General features: G+C 70.6%; 23 protein-coding genes. 14 read left to right on the top strand and 9 right to left on the bottom strand.

Translation table 11 applies throughout. The annotated features are described in order from the left end of the window. Positions 1-117 precede the first annotated feature (117 nt). From gyrA to ABLE88_RS20165, 7 genes are all read left to right on the top strand, one after another. Positions 118-2,865: a DNA gyrase subunit A gene (gene gyrA, locus ABLE88_RS20195; protein WP_348833539.1), complete on the top strand. Its 2,748-nt coding sequence runs from the start codon at positions 118-120 to the stop codon at positions 2,863-2,865. Beyond that, positions 2,862-3,476 (top strand): LysE family translocator, encoded by a 615-nt coding sequence (locus ABLE88_RS20190; protein ID WP_348833538.1) that lies wholly within the window; start codon positions 2,862-2,864, stop codon positions 3,474-3,476. The genes gyrA and ABLE88_RS20190 overlap by 4 nt, the downstream gene beginning before the upstream one ends. Before the next feature lie 73 nt (positions 3,477-3,549). After that, positions 3,550-4,065, top strand: a complete 516-nt coding sequence (locus tag ABLE88_RS20185; RefSeq protein ID WP_348833537.1) for a DUF1353 domain-containing protein — start codon at positions 3,550-3,552, stop codon at positions 4,063-4,065. Between the two features lie 67 nt (positions 4,066-4,132). Continuing rightward, positions 4,133-4,648, top strand: a complete 516-nt coding sequence (gene coaD / locus ABLE88_RS20180) for a pantetheine-phosphate adenylyltransferase (RefSeq protein WP_348833536.1) — start codon at positions 4,133-4,135, stop codon at positions 4,646-4,648. Between the two features lie 57 nt (positions 4,649-4,705). Continuing rightward, positions 4,706-5,278, top strand: a complete 573-nt coding sequence (locus tag ABLE88_RS20175) for a peptidylprolyl isomerase (protein WP_348833534.1) — start codon at positions 4,706-4,708, stop codon at positions 5,276-5,278. 122 nt (positions 5,279-5,400) lie between these two features. Beyond that, the gene (locus ABLE88_RS20170) at positions 5,401-5,856 is read left to right on the top strand and encodes a peptidylprolyl isomerase (protein WP_348833533.1); all 456 of its coding nucleotides are present in this window, start codon (positions 5,401-5,403) and stop codon (positions 5,854-5,856) included. A 275-nt stretch (positions 5,857-6,131) separates the two neighbouring features. Further along, entirely contained in the window at positions 6,132-7,613 is a 1,482-nt protein-coding gene (locus ABLE88_RS20165) for an MDR family MFS transporter (protein ID WP_348833532.1), read from the top strand. 68 nt (positions 7,614-7,681) lie between these two features. On the opposite strand, the gene topA is transcribed toward ABLE88_RS20165, so the two are convergent. Further along, a complete protein-coding gene (topA, locus tag ABLE88_RS20160; protein ID WP_348833531.1) occupies positions 7,682-10,363 on the bottom strand; it encodes a type I DNA topoisomerase in 2,682 nt (893 codons plus the stop codon). 331 nt (positions 10,364-10,694) lie between these two features. Here topA and ABLE88_RS20155 point away from each other — a divergent pair, with 331 nt between their 5' ends. Beyond that, complete coding sequence (locus ABLE88_RS20155; protein ID WP_348833530.1) at positions 10,695-10,907, top strand: hypothetical protein; 213 nt, start codon at positions 10,695-10,697, stop codon at positions 10,905-10,907. Between the two features lie 40 nt (positions 10,908-10,947). Here ABLE88_RS20155 and dprA read toward each other — a convergent pair whose 3' ends face one another. From dprA to ABLE88_RS20125, 6 genes are all read right to left on the bottom strand, one after another. Beyond that, complete coding sequence (dprA, locus tag ABLE88_RS20150) at positions 10,948-12,096, bottom strand: DNA-processing protein DprA (RefSeq protein WP_348833529.1); 1,149 nt, start codon at positions 12,094-12,096, stop codon at positions 10,948-10,950. Between the two features lie 3 nt (positions 12,097-12,099). After that, positions 12,100-12,720 carry a glycerol-3-phosphate 1-O-acyltransferase PlsY gene (gene plsY / locus ABLE88_RS20145; protein ID WP_348833528.1) on the bottom strand — a complete coding sequence of 207 codons (621 nt, stop codon included), beginning with the start codon at positions 12,718-12,720 and terminating at the stop codon, positions 12,100-12,102. 24 nt (positions 12,721-12,744) lie between these two features. Continuing rightward, on the bottom strand, positions 12,745-14,064 hold the full coding sequence (locus tag ABLE88_RS20140; protein WP_348833527.1) for a dihydroorotase: 1,320 nt from the start codon (positions 14,062-14,064) through the stop codon (positions 12,745-12,747). Then, the gene (locus ABLE88_RS20135; RefSeq protein ID WP_348833525.1) at positions 14,057-15,013 is read right to left on the bottom strand and encodes an aspartate carbamoyltransferase catalytic subunit; all 957 of its coding nucleotides are present in this window, start codon (positions 15,011-15,013) and stop codon (positions 14,057-14,059) included. The genes ABLE88_RS20140 and ABLE88_RS20135 overlap by 8 nt, the downstream gene beginning before the upstream one ends. Before the next feature lie 292 nt (positions 15,014-15,305). Then, a complete protein-coding gene (locus ABLE88_RS20130; protein WP_348833524.1) occupies positions 15,306-16,475 on the bottom strand; it encodes a DUF2865 domain-containing protein in 1,170 nt (389 codons plus the stop codon). A 173-nt stretch (positions 16,476-16,648) separates the two neighbouring features. Next, positions 16,649-17,743: a TRAP transporter substrate-binding protein gene (locus tag ABLE88_RS20125; protein ID WP_348833523.1), complete on the bottom strand. Its 1,095-nt coding sequence runs from the start codon at positions 17,741-17,743 to the stop codon at positions 16,649-16,651. Positions 17,744-17,941: 198 nt separating this feature from the next. Here ABLE88_RS20125 and ABLE88_RS20120 point away from each other — a divergent pair, with 198 nt between their 5' ends. Then, the gene (locus ABLE88_RS20120; protein WP_348833522.1) at positions 17,942-18,475 is read left to right on the top strand and encodes a CreA family protein; all 534 of its coding nucleotides are present in this window, start codon (positions 17,942-17,944) and stop codon (positions 18,473-18,475) included. Between the two features lie 6 nt (positions 18,476-18,481). Here the strand turns inward: ABLE88_RS20120 and ABLE88_RS20115 are convergent, their stop codons facing one another. Continuing rightward, on the bottom strand, positions 18,482-18,796 hold the full coding sequence (locus ABLE88_RS20115) for a hypothetical protein (protein ID WP_348833521.1): 315 nt from the start codon (positions 18,794-18,796) through the stop codon (positions 18,482-18,484). 548 nt (positions 18,797-19,344) lie between these two features. Here ABLE88_RS20115 and cysS point away from each other — a divergent pair. The 3 genes from cysS to cimA all read left to right on the top strand — a co-directional run bounded on the left by cysS (position 19,345) and on the right by cimA (position 22,894). Next, entirely contained in the window at positions 19,345-20,724 is a 1,380-nt protein-coding gene (gene cysS / locus ABLE88_RS20110; protein WP_348833520.1) for a cysteine--tRNA ligase, read from the top strand. Beyond that, entirely contained in the window at positions 20,721-21,227 is a 507-nt protein-coding gene (locus tag ABLE88_RS20105) for a GNAT family N-acetyltransferase (protein WP_348833519.1), read from the top strand. Before cysS ends, ABLE88_RS20105 begins: the two co-directional genes overlap by 4 nt. Before the next feature lie 71 nt (positions 21,228-21,298). Beyond that, positions 21,299-22,894, top strand: a complete 1,596-nt coding sequence (cimA, locus tag ABLE88_RS20100; protein WP_348833700.1) for a citramalate synthase — start codon at positions 21,299-21,301, stop codon at positions 22,892-22,894. Positions 22,895-22,918: 24 nt separating this feature from the next. Here the strand turns inward: cimA and ABLE88_RS20095 are convergent, their stop codons facing one another. Continuing rightward, positions 22,919-23,527: an LOG family protein gene (locus ABLE88_RS20095; protein ID WP_348833517.1), complete on the bottom strand. Its 609-nt coding sequence runs from the start codon at positions 23,525-23,527 to the stop codon at positions 22,919-22,921. Between ABLE88_RS20095 and ABLE88_RS20090 the strand changes: the two genes are divergently transcribed. Together ABLE88_RS20090 and ABLE88_RS20085 are read left to right on the top strand one after the other, a co-directional pair. Further along, positions 23,526-23,660, top strand: a complete 135-nt coding sequence (locus tag ABLE88_RS20090; protein WP_348833516.1) for a hypothetical protein — start codon at positions 23,526-23,528, stop codon at positions 23,658-23,660. The two genes, ABLE88_RS20095 and ABLE88_RS20090, sit on opposite strands and share 2 nt — an antisense overlap. Beyond that, positions 23,653-24,015, top strand: a complete 363-nt coding sequence (locus ABLE88_RS20085) for an ArsR/SmtB family transcription factor (protein WP_348833515.1) — start codon at positions 23,653-23,655, stop codon at positions 24,013-24,015. The genes ABLE88_RS20090 and ABLE88_RS20085 overlap by 8 nt, the downstream gene beginning before the upstream one ends. Positions 24,016-24,021 lie beyond the last annotated feature (6 nt).

Genomic DNA, 24,021 nt, shown 5'->3' with positions numbered 1-24,021 from the left:
TGTAAGTCCATGTAATTCAACGAAAAAATGGAGCGATTCCAGCGCTGTTTCGCTGGCGTTCGGACGATGAATCGGCTAGAAGTCCGGCACCTTACGAATTGAAGCGAGTGCTCCCTTTTGGCCGATCCCGAGACGCCGAAGAGCGGCGGCGAGCTGCCGTCCGACATCAGGCCCGTATCCATCACGGACGAGCTGTCGCGGTCCTATCTCGATTACGCCATGAGCGTGATCGTCTCCCGCGCGCTGCCGGACGTGCGCGACGGGCTGAAGCCGGTGCACCGCCGGATCCTGTTCTCCATGCACGAGAACGGGTACGAGTGGAACAAGCAGTACCGCAAGTCGGCCCGCGTGGTCGGCGACGTGATCGGTAAATACCATCCCCACGGCGACCAGTCGGTCTATGACGCGCTGGTGCGCATGGCGCAGACCTTCGCCATGCGGCTGCCGCTGGTGGACGGGCAGGGCAATTTCGGCTCGGTGGACGGCGATGCCCCGGCAGCCATGCGCTACACCGAGGTCCGCCTCGAGAAGGTGACAGGCTCGCTGCTCGACGACCTCGACAAGGATACCGTCGACTACCAGGAAAATTACGACAACACCGAGCGGGAGCCCGGCGTCCTCCCGGCCAAGTTTCCCAACATCCTCGTGAACGGCGCCGGCGGCATCGCCGTCGGCATGGCCACCAACATCCCGCCCCACAATCTCGGCGAGGTGATCGACGTCACCATCGCGCTGCTCGACGACCCGGCGCTGGAGCCGGAGGCGCTGCTTGACATCCTGCCGGGGCCGGACTTCCCCACCGGCGGCCTCATCCTGGGCCGCACGGGCATCCGCCAGGCCTATCTGACCGGCCGCGGCTCGGTGCTGATGCGCGCCCGCGCCACCATCGAGAGCCTGCGCAAGGATCGCGAAGCGATCGTCATCACCGATATCCCCTACCAGGTGAACAAGGCCACCATGGTGGAGAAGGTGGCTGAGCTGGTGCGGGAGAAGCGTCTCGACGGCATCTCCGAGATCCGCGACGAGAGCGACCGGGACGGCATGCGCGTGGTGTTCGAGATCAAGCGCGACGCCCAGGCGGACGTGGTGCTCAACAACCTCTACCGCCAGACGCTGCTGCAGACCTCGTTCGGCGTGAACATGGTGGCGCTGTCCGGCGGGCGGCCCGGCGTGCTGGCGCTGCACGATATCCTCACCGCCTTCATCGCCTTCCGCGAGGAGGTGGTAAGCCGGCGAACCAAATTCCTGCTCAAGAAGGCCCGTGACCGCGCCCATGTGCTGGTCGGTCTCGCCATCGCCGTCGCCAACATCGACGAAGTGATCCGGCTGATCCGCACGGCGCCGGATCCGGCGAGCGCCCGCGACTCCCTCATGGAGCGTGATTGGCCGGCTAAGGACATGGCGCCGCTGATCGCCCTGATCGCCGATCCGCGCCACGCGCTGAGCGCGGAGGGGACCTATCGCCTGTCGGAAGTGCAGGCGCGGGCGATCCTCGACCTGCGGCTCCAGCGCCTCACCGCGCTCGGCCGGGACGAGATCGCCGAGGAATTGGACAAGCTCGCGACCGAGATCGCCGACTATCTCGAGATCCTCGCCTCGCGGCCGCGCATGCGGGCGATCATCCGCGACGAGCTCATCGCCATCAAGACCGAGTTCGGCACGCCGCGGCGCACCGAGATCGTCGAGGGCTTCGGCGACCTCGAGGACGAGGACCTGATCCAGCGCGAGGAGATGGTGGTCACCGTCTCCCATGCCGGCTACGTCAAGCGGGTGCCGCTGTCGGCGTACCGCGCGCAGCGGCGCGGCGGCAAGGGCCGCTCGGCCATGCAGACGCGCGAGGAGGATTTCGTCACCCGGCTGTTTGTGGCCTCCACCCACGCCCCGGTGCTGTTCTTCTCGTCCAAGGGGCAGGTCTACAAATTGAAGGTCTGGCGTCTGCCGCTGGCGGCGCCCCAGGCGCGTGGCAAGGCGCTGGTGAACATCCTGCCGCTGGAGCAGGACGAGCGCATCACCTCGGTGGTGCTGCTGCCCGAGGACGAGGCGGAGAATGGGCGCCGCCAGATCATGTTCGCCACCACCGGCGGCACCGTGCGGCGCAACGCGCTTGCTGACTTCGCCCAGGTGAACCGCAACGGCAAGATCGCCATGAAACTCGTCGAGGGCGAGGCGATCGCCGACGTGGCCTTGTGCAGCGAGGACGAGGACGTGCTGCTCACCACCGCGGCGGGTGCCTGCATCCGCTTCCCGGTCACCGAGGTGCGGGTGTTCAAGGGGCGCGACAGCGTGGGCGTGCGCGGCATCCGGCTGGAGGACGGCGACCGCATCATCTCCATGGCCATCATCAACCATGTGGAGGCGAGCGCCGACGAGCGCCTCGCTTACATCAAGATGAGCCGCGCGGTGCGCGGCGAGGGCCAGGAGCCGGGCGAGCTTGAGGCGGAGGAGGGCGCGGTCGGCGACACGCCGCTCGGCCAGAAGTACAGCGACATGAGCGCGGCCGAGCAGTTCATCCTCACCGTGTCCGAGAACGGCTACGGCAAGCGCACCTCGTCCTACGAATACCGGGTTACCGGGCGCGGCGGCAAGGGCATCGTCGCCATGGCGGTAAACGAGCGCAACGGCCGCCTCGTCGCCTCCTTCCCGGTCAAGGACCAGGATCAGATCATGCTGGTGACCGACGGCGGCCAGCTGATCCGCTGCCCGGTGGAGGGCATCCGCATCGTCGGCCGCGGCAGCCAGGGCGTCATCGTCTTCGACACCGCCGAGGGCGAGCGCGTGGTCTCGGTCGAGCACATCAGCGACGACGGTTCGGAGGCCGTGGGCGAGGACGCCGGCGAGGCCGGGGGCGAGGGAGGCGCGGCGTGATCATCTCGGCCGAGAGCCTGCTGATCTTCGTGCTGGCCTCGCTGGCGCTCGCCGCGACGCCGGGGCCCAACGTGGCGCTCATCGTCGGCACCAGCCTCAAGCACGGCCGGCGCGCGGGCATCCTCACCGCCATGGGCGTGAATGTGGGCGTCATCGTCCAGCTGGCGCTGGTGGCGGCGGGCCTCGCTTATGTGGTGGAGGCGTTTTCGCGCCATTTCGACCTGGTGCGCTATGCCGGCGCCGCCTATCTGATCTTCCTCGCCGTGCAGCAGTGGCGCCATGCCGGGGAAGGCGCGGACGTGCCGGCGCCCTCGGCGCGCGCCGCCTTCGGGCGCGGCCTGGCGGTGGCCTTCGCCAATCCCAAGACGCTGCTGTTCCACGCCGCCTTCCTGCCCCAGTTCGTCACCGACGTGCAGCACCCGGTGCCGCAGATCGCGCTGCTGGCGGCGGTGTTCGCGGCCATCGCGCTCGCCTCCGACACTCTGTGGGCGGTGGTGGCGGACCGCGCCCGCAGCGCGCTGAAGGGGCGGTTCACCCGCCTCGCCGACCGGGTCTCCGCCGGCATCCTCGTGGGTGGCGCCGCCATCCTGCTGGCGGCGGGCCGGCGCTGAAACCGGTTCTCGCCGCATCGGCCGCGCGCTAGACTGGCTGCCCGCGGGACCGGCTTGGGCAGGGGGCGGGGACATGGCGCAGTTCGAGCTTCTCGACCAGGCTATGCAGCAGATTCCGCTCGGCGCCTCCTTGCCGGGAGCCCCGCCGGGCTGGGTCAACCGCTTCGGCGGCAAGCTCGTTCTGGTCCTGCTCGACAACAAGTATGCGCCCTCGATCCGCAATGGCCGCAGCCTGTGGGCGCTGCGCGACGACCTGTCCTATCGGCCCAGCAACGGCGACGACGTCATCACGGTGCGCAAGGGCTCGGTCACCGACCTCACCTCCGTGCCGCGCCTCGCCTGGATGCTCATCCCGCCCGACGGCCCCTGGGTGAAGGCGGCGGTGGTCCACGATTATCTCTACCGGACCCGCGGGACGGGCATCATTTGGAACCAGCCATCCTCGCACACGCGCGCGACACCCTACAGCCGCGCCGAGGCGGACTGGATCCTGCGCGACGCGCTGGAGAATCGGGGCGTGGGCTGGCTGCGGCGCAACATCATCTGGGCCGCGGTGCGCGTCGGCGGGTGCCGATCCTGGGGGCATTGATGCCGCGGTCCCGGATTTCCGCGATCGCCGCGTTGCGTCCGCCGCCGGCCGCCGCTAACGGTTCGCCATGAGCGCGCCCAACCACACCCTCCGCACCGCCATCTATGGCGGCTCGTTCGATCCGCTGACCAACGGCCATCTGGACGTGGTGCGCTCGGCCTGCCGGCTCGCCGATCGCCTGGTGCTGGCGGTGGGCGTGCATCCGGGCAAGGCGCCGCTCTTCACGCCTTCCGAGCGCCTCGCCATGCTGGAGGAGGTCTGCGCCCCCATCGCCGCCGAGGAAAATGCGCGCCTCGAGGCCATCACCTTCGACAACCTCATCGTCACTGCGGCGCAGCGGGTCGGGGCGAGCCTGCTCATCCGCGGCCTCAGGGACGGCACCGACCTCGACTACGAGATGCAGATGGCGGGCATGAACGGCACCCTGGCGCCGGACATCCAGACCGTGTTCCTGCCGGCCTCGCCGCGCGTGCGCCCCATCACCGCCACGCTCGTCAGGCAGATCGCCTCCATGGGCGGGGACGTCGCCCCCTTCGTGCCGCCAGCGGTGCTGGCGCGGCTGAAGGACAAGTTCCCGCGCTAGAGCGCGATCCGCCATCCGCCTCTCCGGATTCCGGAAGGCTCTTGAGAGGAGTTGTTCATGCGAAGCGTTCTCGGCCGCCTCGGCGCCGCTCTGGCGGTCGCCCTCACTCTGGCGCTGGCCACGGCACTGCCTGCCGCCGCCCAGGGCAAGCCCGATCTCGAAAACACGCTCTATCTCGACACGGCCTATGGCCGCGTGGTGATCAGGCTGCGCCCCGACCTCGCGCCCAAGCATGCCGCGCGTCTGAAGGAATTGACCCGCGCGAACTTCTATAACGGCGTGCCGTTCCACCGGGTGATCCCCGGCTTCATGGCACAGACCGGCGATCCCACCGGCACCGGCACGGGCGGCTCCGGGGTGAAGCTGCCGGCGGAATTCTCCAACCAGCCGTTCAAGCGCGGCGTCGTCGGCATGGCGCGGTCCTCCTCGCCCGACAGCGCCGATTCCCAGTTCTTCATCATGTTCGACGAGACGCCGAGCCTGAACGGCAAGTACACCGTGGTGGGCGAGGTGGTGTCGGGCATGGAGTTCGTGGACAAGATCAAGAAGGGCACCGGTCAGGGCGGCACGGTGAGCAATCCCGACAAGATCGTGAAGATGACGGTGGCGGCGGACGCCAAGCCCAAGTAAGGCGCCAGCGCGATGCGGCGGGGCGCAGCGCCCCGCGCGCGAGAAGGCCATGGCCGCGCCGCAGGGCCGGCCGCAGGGGAGGGGGCGCGCGGCGCCCGCCTCCGGCAAGGAAAGGACAGGACATGAGCGAGGAAGTGCTGCTTCTGGAGACCACCAAGGGACCGGTGACCATCAAGTTCCTGCCCGAGGTCGCGCCCGGCCACGTGGCGCGCATCAAGGAGCTGGTCTCCACCGGCTTTTATGACGGCGTGCCGTTCCACCGGGTGATCGAGGGCTTCATGGCCCAGACCGGCGATCCCACCGGCACCGGCATGGGCGGCTCCGGCAAGAAGCTGACCCAGGAGTTCAACAAGACGCTCCACAAGCGCGGCACGGTCTCCATGGCGCGGGCCCAGAATCCCGATTCCGGCGACAGCCAGTTCTTCATCTGCTTCGCCGACGCCCCGTTCCTCAATGGCCAGTACACGGTGTGGGGCGAGGTGCTCGCCGGCATGGAGAATGTCGACCAGATCAAGCGCGGCGAGCCGGTGAAGGACCCCGACAAGATCGTCTCGGCCAAGCTCGTCACGCAGGCGTGAGCCGAGCGGGCGCCGCGCGCGCCCTTCGACGGAAACCTTGAGGGGCGCGCGAGCGCCCCTTTCGCTTTTTCAAGGGGCCGCGCGGTCCCGCGGGACGCCGCGCGGGTCCCCTGGCGGTGCCCCGGGCCGCGCCGGTCGCATGGCTCGAGCGCCGGCCGCCCGCCGCAGGGCGTTGTTCCTGCGCGCGTTTCGGCCTATCTCCGGCAGTCCGCACCCTGTCCCGGGACGCGCGTGCACGTGCCGAACGCCGAGCGCCGGGAGCCGAGAGCCCGCCCGTGAAGCATCCGCCATCCGAGCTCACCCATCCGCAGGTGCGCCGCATCATCCTCGGCATCATGCTGGCGATGTTCCTCGGCGCGCTCGATCAGACCATCGTCGCCACGGCGCTGCCCACCATCGGCGCGCAGTTCAACGACTTCGCCAACCTGCCCTGGGTGGTCACCGCCTATCTTCTGGCCGCGACGGTGGCGACGCCGCTCTACGGCAAGCTGTCGGACATCCGCGGGCGGCGGGTGATGCTGCTGATCTCGGTGGCGGTGTTCTCGCTCGCCTCGCTCGCCTGCGCGCTGGCGCCCAACCTGCTGATGCTGATCCTCGCCCGCGCGGTGCAGGGGCTCGGCGGCGGCGGGCTGATCTCGCTCGCCCAGACCATCATCGCCGACGTGGTGGCGCCGCGCGAGCGGCCGCGCTACCAGGCGCAGATCGCCGCCGTGTTCGCCGCCGCCAGCATCCTCGGGCCAGTGCTGGGCGGCTTCTTCGCCCAGCATCTGGACTGGACGCTGATCTTCTGGATCAACCTGCCCATGGGGGCGGCGGCCTATCTCATGACCGACCGCACCCTGCGCCGCCTGCCGCGCCACGATCGGCGCCACGACCTCGACGGCCCGGGCGCCGCCTTGATGGCGTTCGCCGCGCTGGCGCTTCTGCTGGCGCTCAATTGGGGCGGGGTGCGCTTCGCCTGGGGCTCGCCGCAGATCGTCGGCCTGATCGCCGCGAGCCTCGTGCTGGCCGGGCTGTTCGTCTGGCGCATCCGCACCGCGCCCGAGCCCTTCATCTCGCTCGACATGCTCACCGACCCGGTGGTGGGCCGGGCCATTCCCGCCGCGTTCGCGGCGGCCGGCACCATGGTCGGTCTCTCGATCTTCGTGCCGCTCTATTTCGAGACCGTGCGGGGGCTCAGCGCCAGCCAGTCCGGGCTCGCGCTGATCCCGCTCATGGGCGGCATCGTCTGCGGCGCGGTGACCTCGGGCCGGCTTCTGGCGCGCCTGACCCACTACAAGCGGCCGGGGGTGATCGGCAATGCCGTGTCGGCGCTGCTGCTGGCCGCCTTCGCGCTGTCGCCGGTGCCGCTGCCGCTGCCGCTGCCGCTGCTGGTGGCGGGGCTGGCGGTGGTCGGCATGGGCATCGGCACCGTGCTGCCCATGACCACCATCTCGATCCAGAACGCGGTGGTGCCGCATCGCATGGGCACCGCCACCGGCCTCATGAACTTCTTCCGCCAGCTGGGCGGGGCGATGGTGGTGGCGGTGCTCGGCGCGGTGCTGCTGGGCTTTGCCGGCAGCGCCGCGGGCCACGACGTGGGGGAGTTGGCGCGCCACGCCTCGGCGGACGCGCTCACCGGCGGCTTTGCCTACGTGTTCGGCACCGCGGCGCTGGTCCTTCTCGCCGGGCTCGGCTTCCTCGTCGCCATGGAGGAGCGGCCCCTGCGCACCAGCGTGCGCGCGGCGGCGGAGGAAGCGGCCGGCATCGGCGAATAGCCGGCGGCGGCCTCGCCCCGGCGCTCCGGGCGCGGCGCCCTCATCGAACCGCGGTCACGCGGCGGCCGTCACTCGGCGGCCTTGGCGCCGGGCTTCCTGGCCGACGCCTTCTTGGCTCCGGCCTTCTTGGTCGTGGTCTTCTTCGGCGCAGCCTTCTTGGCGGCCTGCTTCGGAGCGCCGTCCGCATCGGCGCTCGCCTTTGCCGGCGCCTTGCGCCCGCCGCGCGCCGGCTTCGCCGGGCTCGATGCGGCCTTGGCGTCGATCAGCGCCACCGCCTCGGCCAAGGTGAGCGCCTCCGGGTCGGTCGACTTGGGCAAGGTGGCGTTGACCTTGCCGTGGTTCACATAAGGCCCGAACCGGCCGGGACGCACGGTGATGGCGCCGCCATGGGTGGGATGGTCGCCGAGCGTGCGGCCGGGCGCGGCCGCGCCGCGTCCGCCGCGCCCGCGCGAGGTCTTGTCGGCGATCAGCGCCACCGCGCGGTTGAGGCCGACGGCGAGCACGTCGTCCGCGTCTTCGAGATTGGCGTAGGTGCGCCCGTGCTGGACGTAGGGCCCGTAGCGGCCGATGCCGGCCAGGATCGGCTCGCCGTCGTCGGGATGCTTGCCCACCTCGCGCGGCAGCGCGAGCAGCTTGAGCGCGGTCTCCAGGTCCACGTCCGCGGCCGCGAGGCCCTTGGGCAGGGAGGAGCGCCTGGGCTTCTCCCCGTCCTTGCCCTCGCCCAGCTGGAGATAGGTGCCGAAGCGACCGGAGCGCACGGTGACCTCCTCGCCGCTCTCCGGGTCGAGGCCGATCAGGCGCTTGCCGTCGCCCTCGGGCGCGTTCTCGCCGCCGGTGAGCGGGCGGGTGTGGCGGCAGTCGGGATAGTTGGAGCAGCCGATGAAGGCGCCGAACTTGCCCATCTTCAAAGACAGCCGCCCGGTGCCGCAGGTCGGGCACAGACGCGGGTCGGTGCCGTCCTCCTTGGGCGGGAAGATGTGCGCGGTGAGCATCTCGTCGAGCGCGTCGAGCACCTGGGAGACGCGCAGGTCCTTGGTGGCCTCGACGGCGGCGGAGAAGTCCTGCCAGAAGGCGCGCAGCACCTCCTTCCAGTCGAGCTCGGCGGCGGACACCTCGTCGAGCTTCTCTTCGAGGTCGGCGGTGAAGTCGTATTCCACGTAGCGCTTGAAGAAGCTCTCCAGGAACGCGGTGACGAGCCGGCCCTTGTCCTCGGGCACGAGGCGCTTCTTCTCGAGCTTCACATATTCGCGGTCGCGCAGCACCGCGAGCACGGCGGCATAGGTGGAGGGCCGGCCGATGCCGAGCTCTTCCATGCGCTTGACGAGCGAAGCCTCCGAATAGCGCGGCGGCGGCTCGGTGAAGTGCTGGGTGGTGGTGATCTCGCGCTTGTCGAGCGGCTCGCCGGCATTCATGGCGGGCAGGCGGCGGCTCTCCTCGTCGTCGTCCTCGTCGTCCTTGCCCTCGCGATAGAGGGTGAGGAAGCCGTCGAACTTCACCACCGTGCCGGTGGCGGTGAGGTCGAGCACGCGGGCGCCGGCTTTCGCCTCGATGTCGGCGGTGGTGCGCTCCAGCTCGGCGGATTCCATCTGGCTCGCCACCGTGCGGGTCCAGATCAGCTCGTAGAGCTTGGCCTGTTCGCCATCGAGATGGCGCGCCGCCTCGCGGGGATGGCGCGCGGGATCGGTCGGGCGGATGGCCTCGTGGGCCTCCTGCGCGTTCTTGGCCTTGGTGGTGTATTTGCGCGGCACGCCGGGCAGGTATTTCGGGCCGAACTGCTTGGCGATGGCGCTGCGGGTGGCGGCCACCGCCTCCGGCGCCATGTCGACGCCGTCGGTGCGCATGTAGGTGATGAGGCCGACCGTCTCGCCGCCCACGTCCACGCCCTCATAGAGGCGCTGGGCGATCTGCATGGTGCGGGCCGGGGCGAGGCCGAGCTTGCGGCTCGCCTCCTGCTGCAGGGTGGAGGTGGTGAAAGGCGGCTGCGGGTGCCGCTTGAGCGGCTTGGCCTCAACCGAACGCACGCGGAAGGCGGCGCTCTCCAGCGCCGCGCGGAAGGCCTTCGCCTCCTCCGCCGTGCCCACCGAGAGGCGGGTGATCTTCTTGCCGTCGGCACCGGCGAGCCGCGCCTCGAACTCCTCGTGCCGCGGTGTCGCGAGGCGGGCGACGATGGACCAGTACTCGCGGGCGACGAAGGTCTCGATCTCGCGCTCGCGGTCGCACACGAGGCGCAGCGCCACCGACTGCACCCGCCCGGCCGAGCGGGCGCCCGGCAGCTTGCGCCACAGCACCGGCGAGAGCGTGAATCCCACCAGATAATCGAGCGCCCGGCGCGCCAGATAGGCATCCACCAGCGCCACGTCGATGGCGCGCGGCGCCTTCATGGCGTCCAGCACCGCCTGCTTGGTGATGGCGTTGAACACCACGCGCTCGACCTTCTGGTCCTTGAGCGCCTTCTTGTGCCGCAGCACCTCCAGCACGTGCCAGGAGATCGCCTCGCCCTCGCGGTCCGGGTCGGTGGCGAGGATCAGGGCGTCGGCGCCCTTGACCGCGCTGGCGATCTCGTTGAGCCGCTTCTGCGCCTTGGGATCGACCTCCCAGAGCATGCGGAAGTCCTGCTCCGGATCCACCGAGCCGTCCTTGGAAGGAAGGTCGCGCACGTGTCCGTAGGAGGCGATGACCTCGTAGCCGGGGCCGAGATATTTGTTGATCGTCTTCGCCTTCGCAGGCGATTCGACGATGACGACCTGCATGGGTGTCCCGTGTCTTTCCATGAGCCCGGGAATAAGAACCGGTGCGCCGCGACAGCCCTTGCGGACCCGCGCCGATGGTTCCTCCCGCCCCCGCCTAGCCCCGCCGCGTCCTTCCGAGGGCGGGCCGCTGGCACGGCCGCCCCGTGCGGCAGCCGCGAGCGGAGGTGGCCGCAACATGGGCAGCGGAGCGCGCCGTGTCAAATCGCACGCCGTGATCGGGCCGGGCAGGCCAAGGGGCGCGCAATACAACCCTGAGTAAGTTTATTTGTCCATGGTTCCCTTTATGAGGGTAACAACGGCTCGCTCACCTCACGGATCTCAGGACCGATTCATGGCGGACATCCCGTCCTCTCAGGGCGCGCCCGCATCGCGGGACGTGGCGGCATATGTGGAGGCGCTCGCCGCGGAGCTGGCGCGCCTCTCGCGCGGCCACAACCTGACGACGCTCGCCTATCTGCTGGACATGGCGCGCCTCGAGGCGCGCAACGTGGTGCTCTCGCAGAGCCCCGGCGAGGCGGTGACCCGGCGCCCGCGCCAGCCCTGATCGCCCGCGGGCGCAGGACGGTGGGCGCGCGGCCGGCGGCCTATCTCAGCGCCACGCGGCCGGTGCCGGGCCGCTCGAGCCGGCCCGCGAGCTCCAGCTCCAGGAGCACGATCTGCACCTCGGCGGCGCCCGCCCCCGACAGGCGGATGATCTCGTCCACCGGCATCGGCACCGGGGAAAGCAGCTCCAGGATGCGGGCGCGCACGTCGTCGTCCGGCGCCGGCGGCGGCGCCGCGGGGGCCGGCGCGGCGAGGTCCTGGTCGGTCGCCTGGCGGCCGAGCATCGGCGCCAGCACGCCGACAACGTCCGCCGCCTCGGTGACCAGCGTCGCGCCCTGCTTCAGCAGGCGGTTGGTGCCGCCCGCCCGCGGATCGAGCGGCGAGCCGGGCACCGCGAACACCTCGCGCCCCTGCTCGCCGGCGAGCCGGGCGGTGATGAGCGAGCCGGAGCGCTCCGCCGCCTCCACCACCACCACGCCCAAGGCAAGGCCCGAGACCAGACGGTTGCGGCGCGGGAAGTCCCGCGCCCGCGGCTCCCAGGCGAGCGGCATCTCGGAGACCAGCGCGCCGCGCTCGGCGATGGTCTCGATCAGGTCGAGATTTTCCGGCGGGTAGGGGCGCGCCAGCCCGCCCGCGAACACGCCGACCGTGCCGGCATCGAGGCTCGCCTCGTGGGCGGCGGCGTCGATGCCGCGGGCCAGGCCCGACACCACCACCCAGCCGGCCGCGCCGAGGTCGCGCGCGAGGCGGGCGGCGAAGCTGCGCCCGGCGCCCGAGGCGTTGCGCGCGCCGACGATGGCGACCTTCGGCAGGCGCAGGATTTCGCCCCGTCCCCTGACGGCGAGCAGCGGCGGGGCGTCGTCCAGCGCCCGCAGGGTGGCGGGATAGTCGCCTTCGCCCAGCGCCACGAGGCGCGCGCCGAGGCGCGCGAGGCCCTCCATCTCCGCCTGCGCCTCGGCGCGGCTCGGCACCTTCGGCGGCATCAGGCGCCCGCCGCGCCGGGCGAGGCCGGGCAGCGCCTGAAGCGCCGCCGCGGCGCCGCCGAACTGGTTGATGAGCACGCGGAAGGTGCGCGGGCCGACATTCTCGGCGCGGATCAGCCGCAGCCAGTCGAGCCGCTGTTCGGGGGAAAGCAAATCACGACCGGCATCCGGCGGCGGCGGGGAGGGGGGCGCGCCGCGGGGAGCCATGGATCAGCCCTTCGCGCCGATCTTGCCTTCGGTTCCGGCGAGAAGCCGCGCGATGTTCTCGTGGTGCTTGGCCCAGAGGACCATGGCCAGAACGGCGAGCAGCAGCGCGGCGCGCGTCTCGCCGAAGCCCAGCGCCGCGAGCGGGGTGGCGAGGGCGGCGGCGAGCGCGGCGAGCGAGGAATAGCGCGACAGCCACGCCACCAAGAGCCAGACGGCGGCGAAGACCAGCGCCGCCGGCCAGGCGAGCGCCAGCGTGACGCCGAGGAAGGTCGCCACCCCCTTGCCGCCGCGGAAGCCGAGCCAGACCGGGAAGACGTGGCCGAGGAAGGCGGCAAGGCCCGCCGCCAGCGCGCCGTCGGCGCCGAACAGGTGACCGGCGGCCAGCACCGCCGCCGTGCCCTTCAGCGCGTCGCCCAGGAGCGTGAGCGCGGCAAGGTCCTTGCGCCCGGTGCGCAGGACGTTGGTGGCGCCGATATTGCCCGAGCCGATGGTGCGGATGTCGCGCGTCCCGCCGAGCCGGGTCAGCAGCAGCCCGAACGGGATCGAGCCGAGCAGATAGCCGATGGCGAGGGCGAGCAGCGTCGGCGCCGCGGGCAGGGACCAGGATAGCGACGAGGACAGCATGGGCATCCGAATGTGGAAGGACGCTCAAACGTATTCGTAGACGGTCTGCCCGGCAACGATGGTACGCAGCACCCGTCCGTCGAGCCGCGCTTCATCGAACGGCGTGTTGCGCGAGCGCGACTTCAGGTCCGCCTTGTCGAGCACATAGGCCAGGTGGGGATCGAACACGATCACGTCGGCGGGCGCGCCGCTCTTCAGCGTGCCGCCCTTGAGGCCGAGGATCTGCGCCGGACGGGTGGAGAGCGCGTGGAGCAGGTTCACGAGGTCCACCTCGTCCGCATGGACGAGGCGCAAGGCGGCGGCGAGCAGGGTCTCGAGGCCGAGCGCGCCCGGCTCCGCCTCCGAGAACGGCAGGCGCTTGCCCTCCACGTCCTGGGGCAGATGGTCGGAGACCACCACGTCGATCAGCCCGCTCGCCAGCGCGCGGATCAGCGCCTTGCGGTCCTCCTCGGCGCGCAGCGGCGGGCGCACTTTGAAGAAGGTGCGGTAGGAGCCGATGTCGAGCTCGTTGAAGGTCAGATGGTTGATGGAGGCGGAGGCGGTCACCGGCAGCCCGGCCTCCTTGGCGCGCGCCAGCACCGCGAGCGAATCCGCGCAGGTCACCGCTGCCGCGTGATAGCGCGCGCGCGCCTCGCCCACGAGCCGCACGTCGCGCTCCAGGACGATGGTCTCGGCCGCCTTGGGAATGCCCGAGAGACCGAGGCGCGAGGCGAACTCGCCTTGGTTCATGGCGCCGCCGGACATGGTGGCGTCCTCGGTGTGGTGGACGATCAAAGCGTCGAAGTCGCGCCCATAGGTCAGCGCGCGGCGCAGCACCTGCGCGCTCGCCACCGATTTGTGGCCGTCCGTGAAGGCGACCGCCCCGGCCGCCTTCAGCAGGCCGATCTCGGTCATCTCCTCGCCGGAGAGGCCCTTGGTGATGGCGGCCATGGGGTGCACGCGCACCACCGCGGTGTCGCGGGCGCGGCGCAGGATGAAGTCGACGATGGCCGGCTCGTCCACCACCGGATCGGTGTCGGGCTGGCAGATGAGGGTGGTCACGCCGCCCGCCGCGGCGGCGAGCGAGGCGCTCGCCAGGGTCTCGCGCGGTTCCGCGCCGGGTTCGCCGGCGAACGCGCGCATGTCGACGAGGCCCGGCGCGACCACCGCGCCCTTGCAGTCCACCACCTCGGCGCCGTCCGGCGTGCCGGCGGCGGCGATGCCGAAGGCGGCGTCCTTCACCAGCCCGTCGGCGAGGAAGACGTCGCCGTGGAAGTCGGCGCCGCGCGAGGGGTCCACCACCCGGGCATTGGCGAGCAGCAGCGGGCGGGGGTCGCCATTGGCGTGGCGCGCGGGGTCACGCATTGGGCAGCTTCCGGGCGAGGGCGTCGAGCACCGCCATGCGCACGGCGACGCCCATCTCCACCTGTTCGCGGATCAGGGATTGCGGGCCGTCGGCGACGCCGGAATCGATCTCCACGCCCCGGTTCATGGGGCCGGGATGCATCACCAGCGCGTCCGGCTTGGCGTATCTCAGCTTCTGCTCGTCGAGGCCGAAGAAGTGGAAATACTCCTTCACCGAGGGGATGAAGGAGCCGGTCATGCGCTCGCGCTGCAGGCGCAGCATCATGACGATGTCCGCGCCCTGGAGCCCGCTCGCCATGGTGCGGTGGACCTCGACGCCGAAATTCTCGATCCCCGCCGGCAGCAGCGTGGAGGGCGCCACGACCTTCACCCGGGCGCCCAGCGCGCCGAGCAGCAGCATGTTGGAGCGCGCCACGCGCGAATGCAGCACGTCGCCGCAGATGGCGACGGTGAGCCCTTCGATGCGGCCCTTGTTGCGGCGGATGGTGAGGGCGTCGAGCAGCGCCTGGGTCGGGTGCTCGTGGGCGCCGTCGCCGGCGTTCACCACGCAGCAATCGACCTTGCGGGCGAGCAGCGCGACCGCGCCGGAGGCATGGTGGCGCACCACCAAGATGTCCGGGTTCATGGCGTTGAGGGTGATGGCGGTGTCGATCAGCGTCTCGCCCTTCTTCACCGAGGAGGCGGAGACCGACATGTTCATCACGTCCGCGCCGAGCCGCTTGCCGGCGATCTCGAACGAGGACTGGGTGCGGGTGGAGGCCTCGAAGAAGAGGTTGATCTGGGTGCGCCCGCGCAGCGTCGAACGCTTCTTCTCGATCTGCCGGTTGAGGAGGATGAACTCCTCGGCGAGGTCGAGCAGGCCGACGATCTCCGGGGCGGACAGCCCCTCGATGCCGAGCAGGTCGCGGCCCGAGAGGGTGAAGGCGGAGGAGAACGGGGCGGACGTCATGGCAGGCCGGAGCCATAGCCCCATGGCGCCCTGGTAGCAAGGCCGCGGGCGCGCGCACCGGTGGACGGCGCAGGGCGCGAGATGCCGCGCGGCCGCCAGCGGGACCCGCCCTCGTGTCTCGGCGGACCGGAGCGTCGGCGCAGGGAGAGCCGGGACCCAGCGCAAGAAGGTCGCCGCAGGCGGCATCTTGCGCCGCAGGCGCTGTGTCCGGGCATCGGCTGCGGCGCAGGAGCTTCGCGCTGGGCCCGGCGCGGCGCTCCGGCTGCGCCGTCGCTCGGCCGGGGAGCTCGCGCTATTGCTGCAGCGGCACCGACTTGGCGCCGATCTCGGCGGATTCGGCGGCGGTCGGCTTCGGCTGCACCGGTTGGGACGGCGGCAGCGGGATTACCCGCACCTGGCGCTGGCCGGGCTGCTCGGACGCCGGCGCCAGCGGCGCCGAGGCGGTGGCCGCAAGCGAGGGCGCGCCCGGCTGGGCTTCCGCCGGGGCGGCGGGAGCCGGGGCGCCGCCCCGGGTCTTGCCGTCGCTGAAGCGCGGCTGCGACATCTCGCGCGCCTGCTCCTCGGTCACGATGATGTCGCCCTTGCGCAGCGTGGTCTTGTCCTCGAGGCCGGACAGCGCCTGCGCCCATGACTGGCCGGGCGCGCGGCAGGTGCAGGACGGGACCAGCTCCTTGCGGTAGCGCAGGGCGTTGGGCATCGACATGTAGGACACGCCGGCGACGTTGGTGGCGTTGCGGATGTCGTCGCCGGGTATGGTGAACAGCTGGGTCTCGGCGGCGGGGCACAGGCGCTTGCACAGCGCCTCGTCCTGGGCGAAGCGGCCGGGCGAGGAATAGTTCGCCATCGGGAAGAAGAAGCCGTCGCAGGTGCGCACGCACACGGTCTTGTAGCTCGACGGCCGGGCCGGCTCGAGCGGCAGCACCTCGAGGTCGGGCGAGGTTTCGCCCGACTGGATCGGTCCGCCGAACAGCGCCTCGAAGAAGTTGCGCGGGCGCTGCGGCTGCTGCGGCACCTGGCGCACGGCGGCGGCGTATTGCGGGCCGCAATTGTTCTGGGCGAGGGCGATGATGAGCGCGCGGCGCTGGCCCTGGTCGTCGCCGCCGGAGCGCTCGGCCGCGGCGAGCGCCGAGCGCAGGCGCGAGATCTGGTCCGAGATCTGGTCGCACTGGGGCGGGCGCGGCGGGCCCTGGAAGATCAGGAAGCCGCGAGGCGCGTCGCAGCCCATGCCGTTGGCCTGGCTGGTGAGGCGGTCGAGGTCGGAGCGGATGCGCGCCGCCTGGTTCTGCTGCTGGGCGCGGGCACCGACCCCCCGGTCGAGCGCGCCCAGCTGGGCCTCGAGCTGCGGGCAGATCGGGTTCTGCGCCAGCGCCGGTGCCACCGCCCCGCTCGCCAGCAGCAGAGCAAGGCCCGCGCCGCGCGCCAGGGCCCCGAGCCGAACCACCACCTTCCCCGCTGAGCCCATGTCCGAAGTCTCTTTTATCCGCCGGCCCCCGCCGCCCGCGGCCGACGGTGCGGCGCACGATCTTAATCTATAGCGCGGCGGCCTTGCCCAATGGTGACCAAACTATGGAATTGCACAGCCCGCGAAGGGGCATGCGATTGCCCCGGCGGCCGCCCGATCAGCTCGTCGCGCCGTCAGGTCTTGCCGCGCGTGCGGATGTTGAAGCCGTCGAAGGCGTATTCGGCGATCTGCCACCACACCAACTGGTCGGCGCGGATGGCGTTCATGGAATCGAGCGCCTGCTTGAACGGGGCATTGGAGGCGGCGAGCTCGCCATAGAGCTCCTGCGCCGCCTTGTAGCCGGCCTCCATGATCGGCGCCGGGAACGGGCGCAATTCCACCCCCTGCTGCACCAGCCGGCGCAGCGCCGGCGGGTTCACCGAATCGTATTTCGCCAGCATCCAATTGTTGGCGGCCTCGGCGGCGTTGCGCACGATGGCCTGGTAGTGCTTGGGCAGCGCCTCCCACTTCTGGGCGTTGACCACGAGGTGCAGCATGGCGCCGCCCTCCCACCAGCCGGGATAGTAGTAGTATTTCGCCACCTTCACGAGGCCGAGCTTCTCGTCGTCATAGGGGCCGACGAACTCGGCGGCGTCGATGGAGCCGCGCTCCAGCGCCGGGAACACGTCGCCGGGGGCGATCTGCTGCGGCACCACGCCGAGCTTCGCCAGCACCTGGCCGCCGATGCCGCCGATGCGGAACTTCAGGCCCTTGAGGTCGGCCACGTCGTTCAGCTCCTTGCGGAAGAAGCCGCCCATCTGGCACCCCGAATTGCCCATGGGAATGGAGGTGACGTTGTACTTGGCGAGCACGCCGTTGATGATCTGCTCGCCGCCGCCGAAGAACCACCAGGAATGCTGCTGGCGCGAGTTGAAGCCGAACGGCACGCCGGTGCCGAAGGCCAGCGTCGGGTCCTTGCCGGAATAGAAATAGGTGGCGGTCTGGGCGCAGTCGACCGCGCCCGTGGAGACCGAATCGAGCGCCTGGAGGCCGGGCACGATCTCGCCCGCCGGGAAGGTCTGGATCTGGAACTGGCCGTCGGTGGCCTCGGCGACGAAGCGCGCGAAGGTCTGGGCGGTGCCGTAGATGGTGTCCAGCGAGCGCGGGAACGAGGAGGTGAGGCGCCACTTCACCTGCGGCTGGGACTGGGCGATCGCCGGCGCGGCGAGGCCGCCGGTGGCGAGGGTGGCGGCGGAGGCGCCCACGAAGGCGCGGCGCGAGGGGACCATGGCGTCTCTCCTGAAGCGACCTTGGGTCGGCCGCCGTTCGCCGGCGGCGCTTGTGGCGGGACCGGTGTCACGGCGCGCGCGCGCCGTCAATCGCCCCGCGCGCGGGCATCTTCCCCTTTGGCCGCCGCAACCCCATATCCGGCGCCGATCGGGTCCGCGCGCGGGCGGGCTTCGGACCAGGGGAGCGAGGGTGAGACGATGACGCGGATTTCAAGCCTGGCCTGCCGTGCCGCGGTCGCCGCCGGCCTCCTGCTCGCCGCGGCGGCGCCGGCGCCGGCCCAGGAGCCGAACCTCATCTTCAGGAAGTCGACGGTGTGGAAGTTCCTGACCCCCGACGACAAGCTCGCGGTCTACGGCATCGACGATCCGGTGGTGGACGGGGTCGCCTGCCACTACACGACGCCCGAGAAAGGCGGCGTCTCCGGCATGTTCGGCGTGGCCGAGCAGACCTCGGACATCTCGCTCGCCTGCCGGCAGATCGGCCCCATCGCCTTCAAGGCCAAGTTCGAGCAGGGCGACGTCGTGTTCCGCGAGAGCCGGTCGTTCTTCTTCAAGAAGATGCAGATCGTGCGGGGCTGCGACGCCAAGCGCAACGTCCTGGTCTACCTGGTCTATTCCGACAAGCTGATCGACGGCAGCCCGAAGAATTCGACCTCCAGCGTTCCCATCATGCCGTGGGGTGGGCAGGGCGAGGTGCCGAAATGCGCCGACTTCCTCACCAAGGGATGGTGAGGGGTCCTACCGCGAGCAGGTGATCGCCACCACCGGCGGGCAGAGCGGGCCGTGGCAGGCGGCGCCCGTGAACGAGCCCGAAGAAATCGGCGTCATGGCGTCGTTGGCCACCTGGCCGAAATCGATGGCATGGTCGAAATCGTGGGCGCGGCACCAGGCGGTGGCGATGCGCTCGCCGCAGGGCGCGCCGGTGGCAAGGCAGGCGTCCACCCGGTAGCCGTCCGAACTGTCGATCAGGAAGATGCGCGTGTCGGCGCGGGCCGGGATCGTGGCGCCGAGGACGGCAACGAGGACGAGGGCGAGGAGGCGGGACAACGGCATGGGCGGGGTCTTGGCCTTTTGGCGGTTCTGGCCGGCGGGTCTGGATCGTTCCGAAGAGCGGCGCCACGCTGGCGCGCCGATTCCAGCCATTGTGTGGCATCGTTCGTGTGACATCGCCTGAGAGACATCGCCGGTGAGTGACATCGCCTGTGTGACCGCGCTTGGGCTGCGGGCGCACCGGATCGCGCCCGCCGCCCGGCACGGGTCGTGGCGGGCGCCCCGGCGCGCCCCTTGCCGCGGGTCAACCGGTCGCGGGCCGGAAAGCCGCCCGGCGGGTGCTGCCGTTCCGCGCTCCCACACCCTTTGCGGCCACCCGGCGCGGCGCCGTCGGAGCGATGAAAACCCTTGACGATCAGGCCGCGCCGAACCATTGTCCCGCGCCATGCAAGGTCCTTTCACCAGCGTCGGCATCCTTCTGCCGATTATTTGCGGCTAGCCCTCTCGCTGGCCGTGGCCGTCCCTTGCTCATCTCCTTGATGCCTTGAGGATCAGGACGCCCGGCCGGCGGTAGGCGCGAGCACGCGCCGAAACGCGGAGCGGAGCGATCCATGGAGCTTAGGCTCTACAACACTTTGACGCGGTCGAAGGACCCGTTCCGCCCGATCGATCCGGCGCGGGTGCGCATGTATGTGTGCGGTCCGACCGTCTACGACCATGCGCATATCGGCAATGCGCGCCCGGTCATCGTGTTCGACGTGCTGTTCCGGCTGCTGCGCCGGCTCTATGGCGAGAGCGCCGTGACCTATGTGCGCAACATCACCGACGTGGACGACAAGATCAACGCCCGGGCTGCAGAGCGCGGCATCTCCATCCGCGATCTGACGGAGGAGACCTATGCCTGGTTCCGTGAGGACGTGGCGGCGCTCGGCTGCCTTCGGCCCAGCGTCGAGCCGCGCGCCACCGAGCACATCGCCGAGATGCACGCCCTCATCGAGCGCCTGGTCGCCTCGGGCCATGCCTATGTGGCCGAGGAGCACGTGCTGTTCTCCGTGCCCTCCATGCCCGATTACGGCCAGCTCTCGCGCCGCCCGCTGGACGAGATGATCGCCGGCGCGCGCGTCGACGTCGCCCCCTACAAGCGCGACGCCATGGACTTCGTGCTGTGGAAGCCGAGCTTTGCGGGCGCCCCCGGCTGGCCCTCGCCGTGCGGCATCGCCACCCCCGGGCGGCCGGGCTGGCACATCGAGTGCTCGGCCATGTCGTGGAAGCATCTGGGCGAGACCTTCGATATCCATGGCGGCGGCATCGACCTCGTCTTCCCGCACCACGAGAACGAGATCGCCCAGTCGCGCTGCGCCTTCCACACCGGCGTGATGGCGCAGGTGTGGATGCACAACGGCTTCCTGATGCTGGAAGGCGAGAAGATGTCGAAGTCGCTCGGCAACTTCGTCACCATCCGCGAGCTGCTCGGCGAATGGCCGGGCGAGGTGCTGCGCCTCGCCATGCTTTCCACCCACTACCGCCAGCCCATCAACTGGACCCGCCAGGGCCTGGGCCTTGCGGCCAAGACCCTGGACAAATGGTATCGCGTGGTGGGCGACGGGGCGGCCGAGACGGGGCCTTCCAATCCGTTCGAGAGCGAGATCGCAGAGCGTCTCGGCGACGACCTCAACACGCCCGCCGCCATCGCCCACCTGCACCAGCTTGCCGAGGTGGCGGAGACCGACGCGGGCTCGGCGATGCTGTTCAAGGGCGCGGGCAACCTTCTCGGCCTGCTTTCCGACACCGAAACCGGGTGGCGCGCCCGGGCGAAGGCGGCCATTGCCGTGGACGAGCAGGTGATCGAGGGCCTCATCGCCGAGCGCCTCGCCGCCCGCAAGGCCAAGGACTTCAAGCGCGCCGACCAGATCCGGGAGGAGCTGGCGGCGGGCGGCATCGTGCTCATGGACAACAAGGACGGCACCACCAGCTGGGAGATCGCGCGATGAGCGGAGCTGCCGGGAAGGACCCTGCCAAGATCGCCCTGCGGCCCATGCTTGCGGCCGACGGCCCGGTGCTCGCCGCCTTGTTCCGCGCCGCCATCGCCGAGCTCACCGGCGAGGATTATGACGAGGAGCAGCAGGAGGCGTGGATCGCCGCCGCCGACGACGAGGACGCGTTCGCCGCGCGCCTCGCCGGCCTGCTCACCGTGGTGGCGCTGAGCGAGGGGGAGCCGGTGGGCTTCGTCTCCCTCAAGGGCGACGAGCACATCGAGTTCCTCTATGTGCGCCCGGATGCCGCCGGCACCGGCGTCGGCGCCGCGCTCGCCGGCGCCGTGGAGGCGCTCGCCAAGGCGCGGGGCAAGCGGGCCCTGACGGTGGACGCCAGCGACACCGCGCTCGGCTTCTTCCAGCACCGCGGCTACGAGGCCCAGCGCCGCAACATGGTGCCCCGCGCCGACACCTGGCTCGGCAACACCAGCATGAAGAAGACGCTGGGGGAGGGCAGATAATGTTGGACGAACGCCACGACCTCGCGGCCGGCACCGACTCCGGCGACCAGGGTCAGAAAGAGCAAGACCCCATGGCCAAGGAACGCCTCTATCTCTTCGACACCACGCTGCGCGACGGCGCGCAGACCAACGGGGTGGACTTCACCGTCGCCGACAAGCTGAAGGTGATGGGCCTGCTCGACGGCCTCGGGGTGGACTACATCGAGGCCGGCTATCCCGGCGCCAACCCCACCGACACCCAGCTGTTCGCGGAACGCCACCCGGCCAAGGCCCGCGTCACCGCCTTCGGCATGACCAAGCGGCCCGGACGTTCGGCGGCCAACGATCCCGGCGTCGCCGCCCTCATCGACGCCAAGGCGGACGACATCTGCTTCGTCGCCAAGGCCTCCGCCTACCAGGTGCGGGTGGCGCTCGAATGCTCCAAGGAGGACAACCTCGCCTCGATCGACGAGAGCGTGAAGGCCGCGATCGCGGCCGGGCGCGAGGCGCTGGTGGATTGCGAGCACTTCTTCGACGGCTACAAGGAGGATCCGGACTTCGCCCTCGCCTGCGCCCGCACCGCTTATGAGGCCGGCGCGCGCTGGGTGGTGCTGTGCGACACCAATGGCGGCACGCTGCCCCATGAGGTGGAGGCGATCATCGGCCAGGTGACCGAGGTGGTGCCCGGCGACCATGTGGGCATCCACGCCCATAACGACACCGAGCAGGCGGTGGCGAACTCGCTCGCCGCCGTGCGCGCCGGCGCGCGCCAGATCCAGGGCACGCTGAATGGCCTCGGCGAGCGCTGCGGCAATGCCAATCTCGTCTCGCTCATCCCGACCTTGCTGCTGAAGGCGGACTTTGCCGACCGCTTCGAGATCGGCGTCGACCGCGCCCGCCTCGCCCATCTCGCCCAGGTCTCGCGCACCCTCGACGAGATGCTGAACCGGGCGCCGAACCGCCACGCGCCCTATGTGGGCGACAGCGCGTTCGCCACCAAGGCCGGCATCCATGCCTCGGCGATCCTCAAAGACCCCGCCACCTACGAGCACGTGCCGCCGGAACTGGTGGGCAACCGCCGCCGGGTGATGGTGTCCGACCAGGCGGGCCGCTCCAACGTGCTGTCCGAGCTGGAGCGCCTCGGCGTCCCGGTCGACAAGGGCGACCCGCGCGTCGCTCGCCTGCTCGACGAGGTGAAGAGCCGCGAGGCCCTCGGCTATGCCTATGAGGCGGCGGACGCCTCCTTCGCCTTGCTGGCCAAGCGCATGCTGGGCTCGGTGCCGGACTTTTTCACCGTCGAGCGCTTCAGCGTGAAGGTGGAGCGGCGCTTCAACGCCAAGGGCGAGATGACCACCGTCGCCGAGGCGATCGTGAAGGTGGAGGTGGATGGCGAGGTGCTGATCTCCGCCGCCGAGGGCAACGGCCCAGTGAACGCGCTCGACGTGGCGCTGCGCAAGGATCTCGGCAAGTACCAGCCGCTGATCGGCGGCCTCAAGCTCACCGACTACCGGGTGCGCATCCTCGACGGCGGCACCGAGGCGATCACCCGCGTGCTGATCGAGAGCGTGGACGAGACCGGCGACCGCTGGACCACGGTGGGCGTGTCGCCCAACATCATCGACGCCTCGTTCCAGGCGCTGATCGATTCCATCACCTGGAAGCTGCTGAAGGAAGGCGCCCGGCCTTAAGGCGCGATCGGGGCCGCGCCGCCCTCACATCTTCTCCGTCAGCGCCTCGGCGCCGTGGCGCAAGGTGTCGTCAGGTACCCGCGCGGCGGCGGCCTGGAGCATGGGCAGGATCTCGTCCACGCTCTCGGCCACCAGCACGTCGACCGCGATCTCCTGGCGGATGAAGCCGGTGGCGCGCATGTGGTCGAGCAGCTTCAGGAACGGGTCCCAGAAGCCGGCGATGTTGGCGATGAGGATCGGCTTGCGATGCTGGCCGAGCTGGGCCCAGGTGAGCTGCTCCACCAATTCCTCCAGGGTGCCGACCCCGCCCGGCAGAGCGACGAACGCATCGGCGCGCTCGAACATGAGCCGCTTGCGCTCGTGCATGTCGCCCACCACCAGCATCTCGGCGTCATGGGCGAAGGCGCGCTCCCGCCGCACCAGGAAGCCGGGGATGATGCCGGTGACCGTGCCGCCCGCCAGCGCGGCGGCGCTCGCCACCTCGCCCATGAGGCCGATGCCGCCGCCGCCATAGACGAGGCGCACCTCGTGCTGCGCCAGGAGCTGGCCGAACCGGCGCGCCTCCTCGGCGAACAGCGGCTCGGAGCCGGCGGAGGATCCGCAATAGACGCAGACGCTTTGGATATGTGCCATGGCCAGATTAGACACGAATCGTTGTGCCGCCACCATCCGCACCCGCCGCGACGAAATCGTGACGCGCCGCCAATTGTTTCAGCCGCCATCAAAAAGCACGTTTCATCGGCTATCGGCGATGGACGATGGATGATCTCACCCAGGCCCACCCGGCCTGTCCCGCGCCGCTGTCGGACGCGGAGGCCGAGCGCCTCGCCGCCGGCCTGCGCGCCCTCGGCCACCCGGCGCGGCTCGCGGCCTTGCGCACGCTGGCGCGGCGCCAATGCTGCCCGTGCGGCGACGTGGTGCGCGCGCTGCCGCTCGCCCAGTCCACCGTGTCCGAGCATCTCAAGGTCCTGGTCGCCGCCGGCCTGGTGGCGGCCCGGCCCGACGGCCCGCGCACCCGCTACCAGATCGACCTCGAGGAGGTGCGCCGCCTGAAAGCCGCGCTCGATGGCTTTCTCGACCGTCTGCTCCTCGCGCCCGCCGACGGCGGGGAGGGCAACTAGGAACAT

The organism is Xanthobacter luteus (assembly GCF_040049235.1).
Classification (GTDB): Bacteria; Pseudomonadota; Alphaproteobacteria; order Rhizobiales; family Xanthobacteraceae; genus Xanthobacter.
The sequence above is the reverse complement of the archived record's forward strand: the minus strand, read 5'-3'. Positions and strand labels throughout refer to the sequence as shown.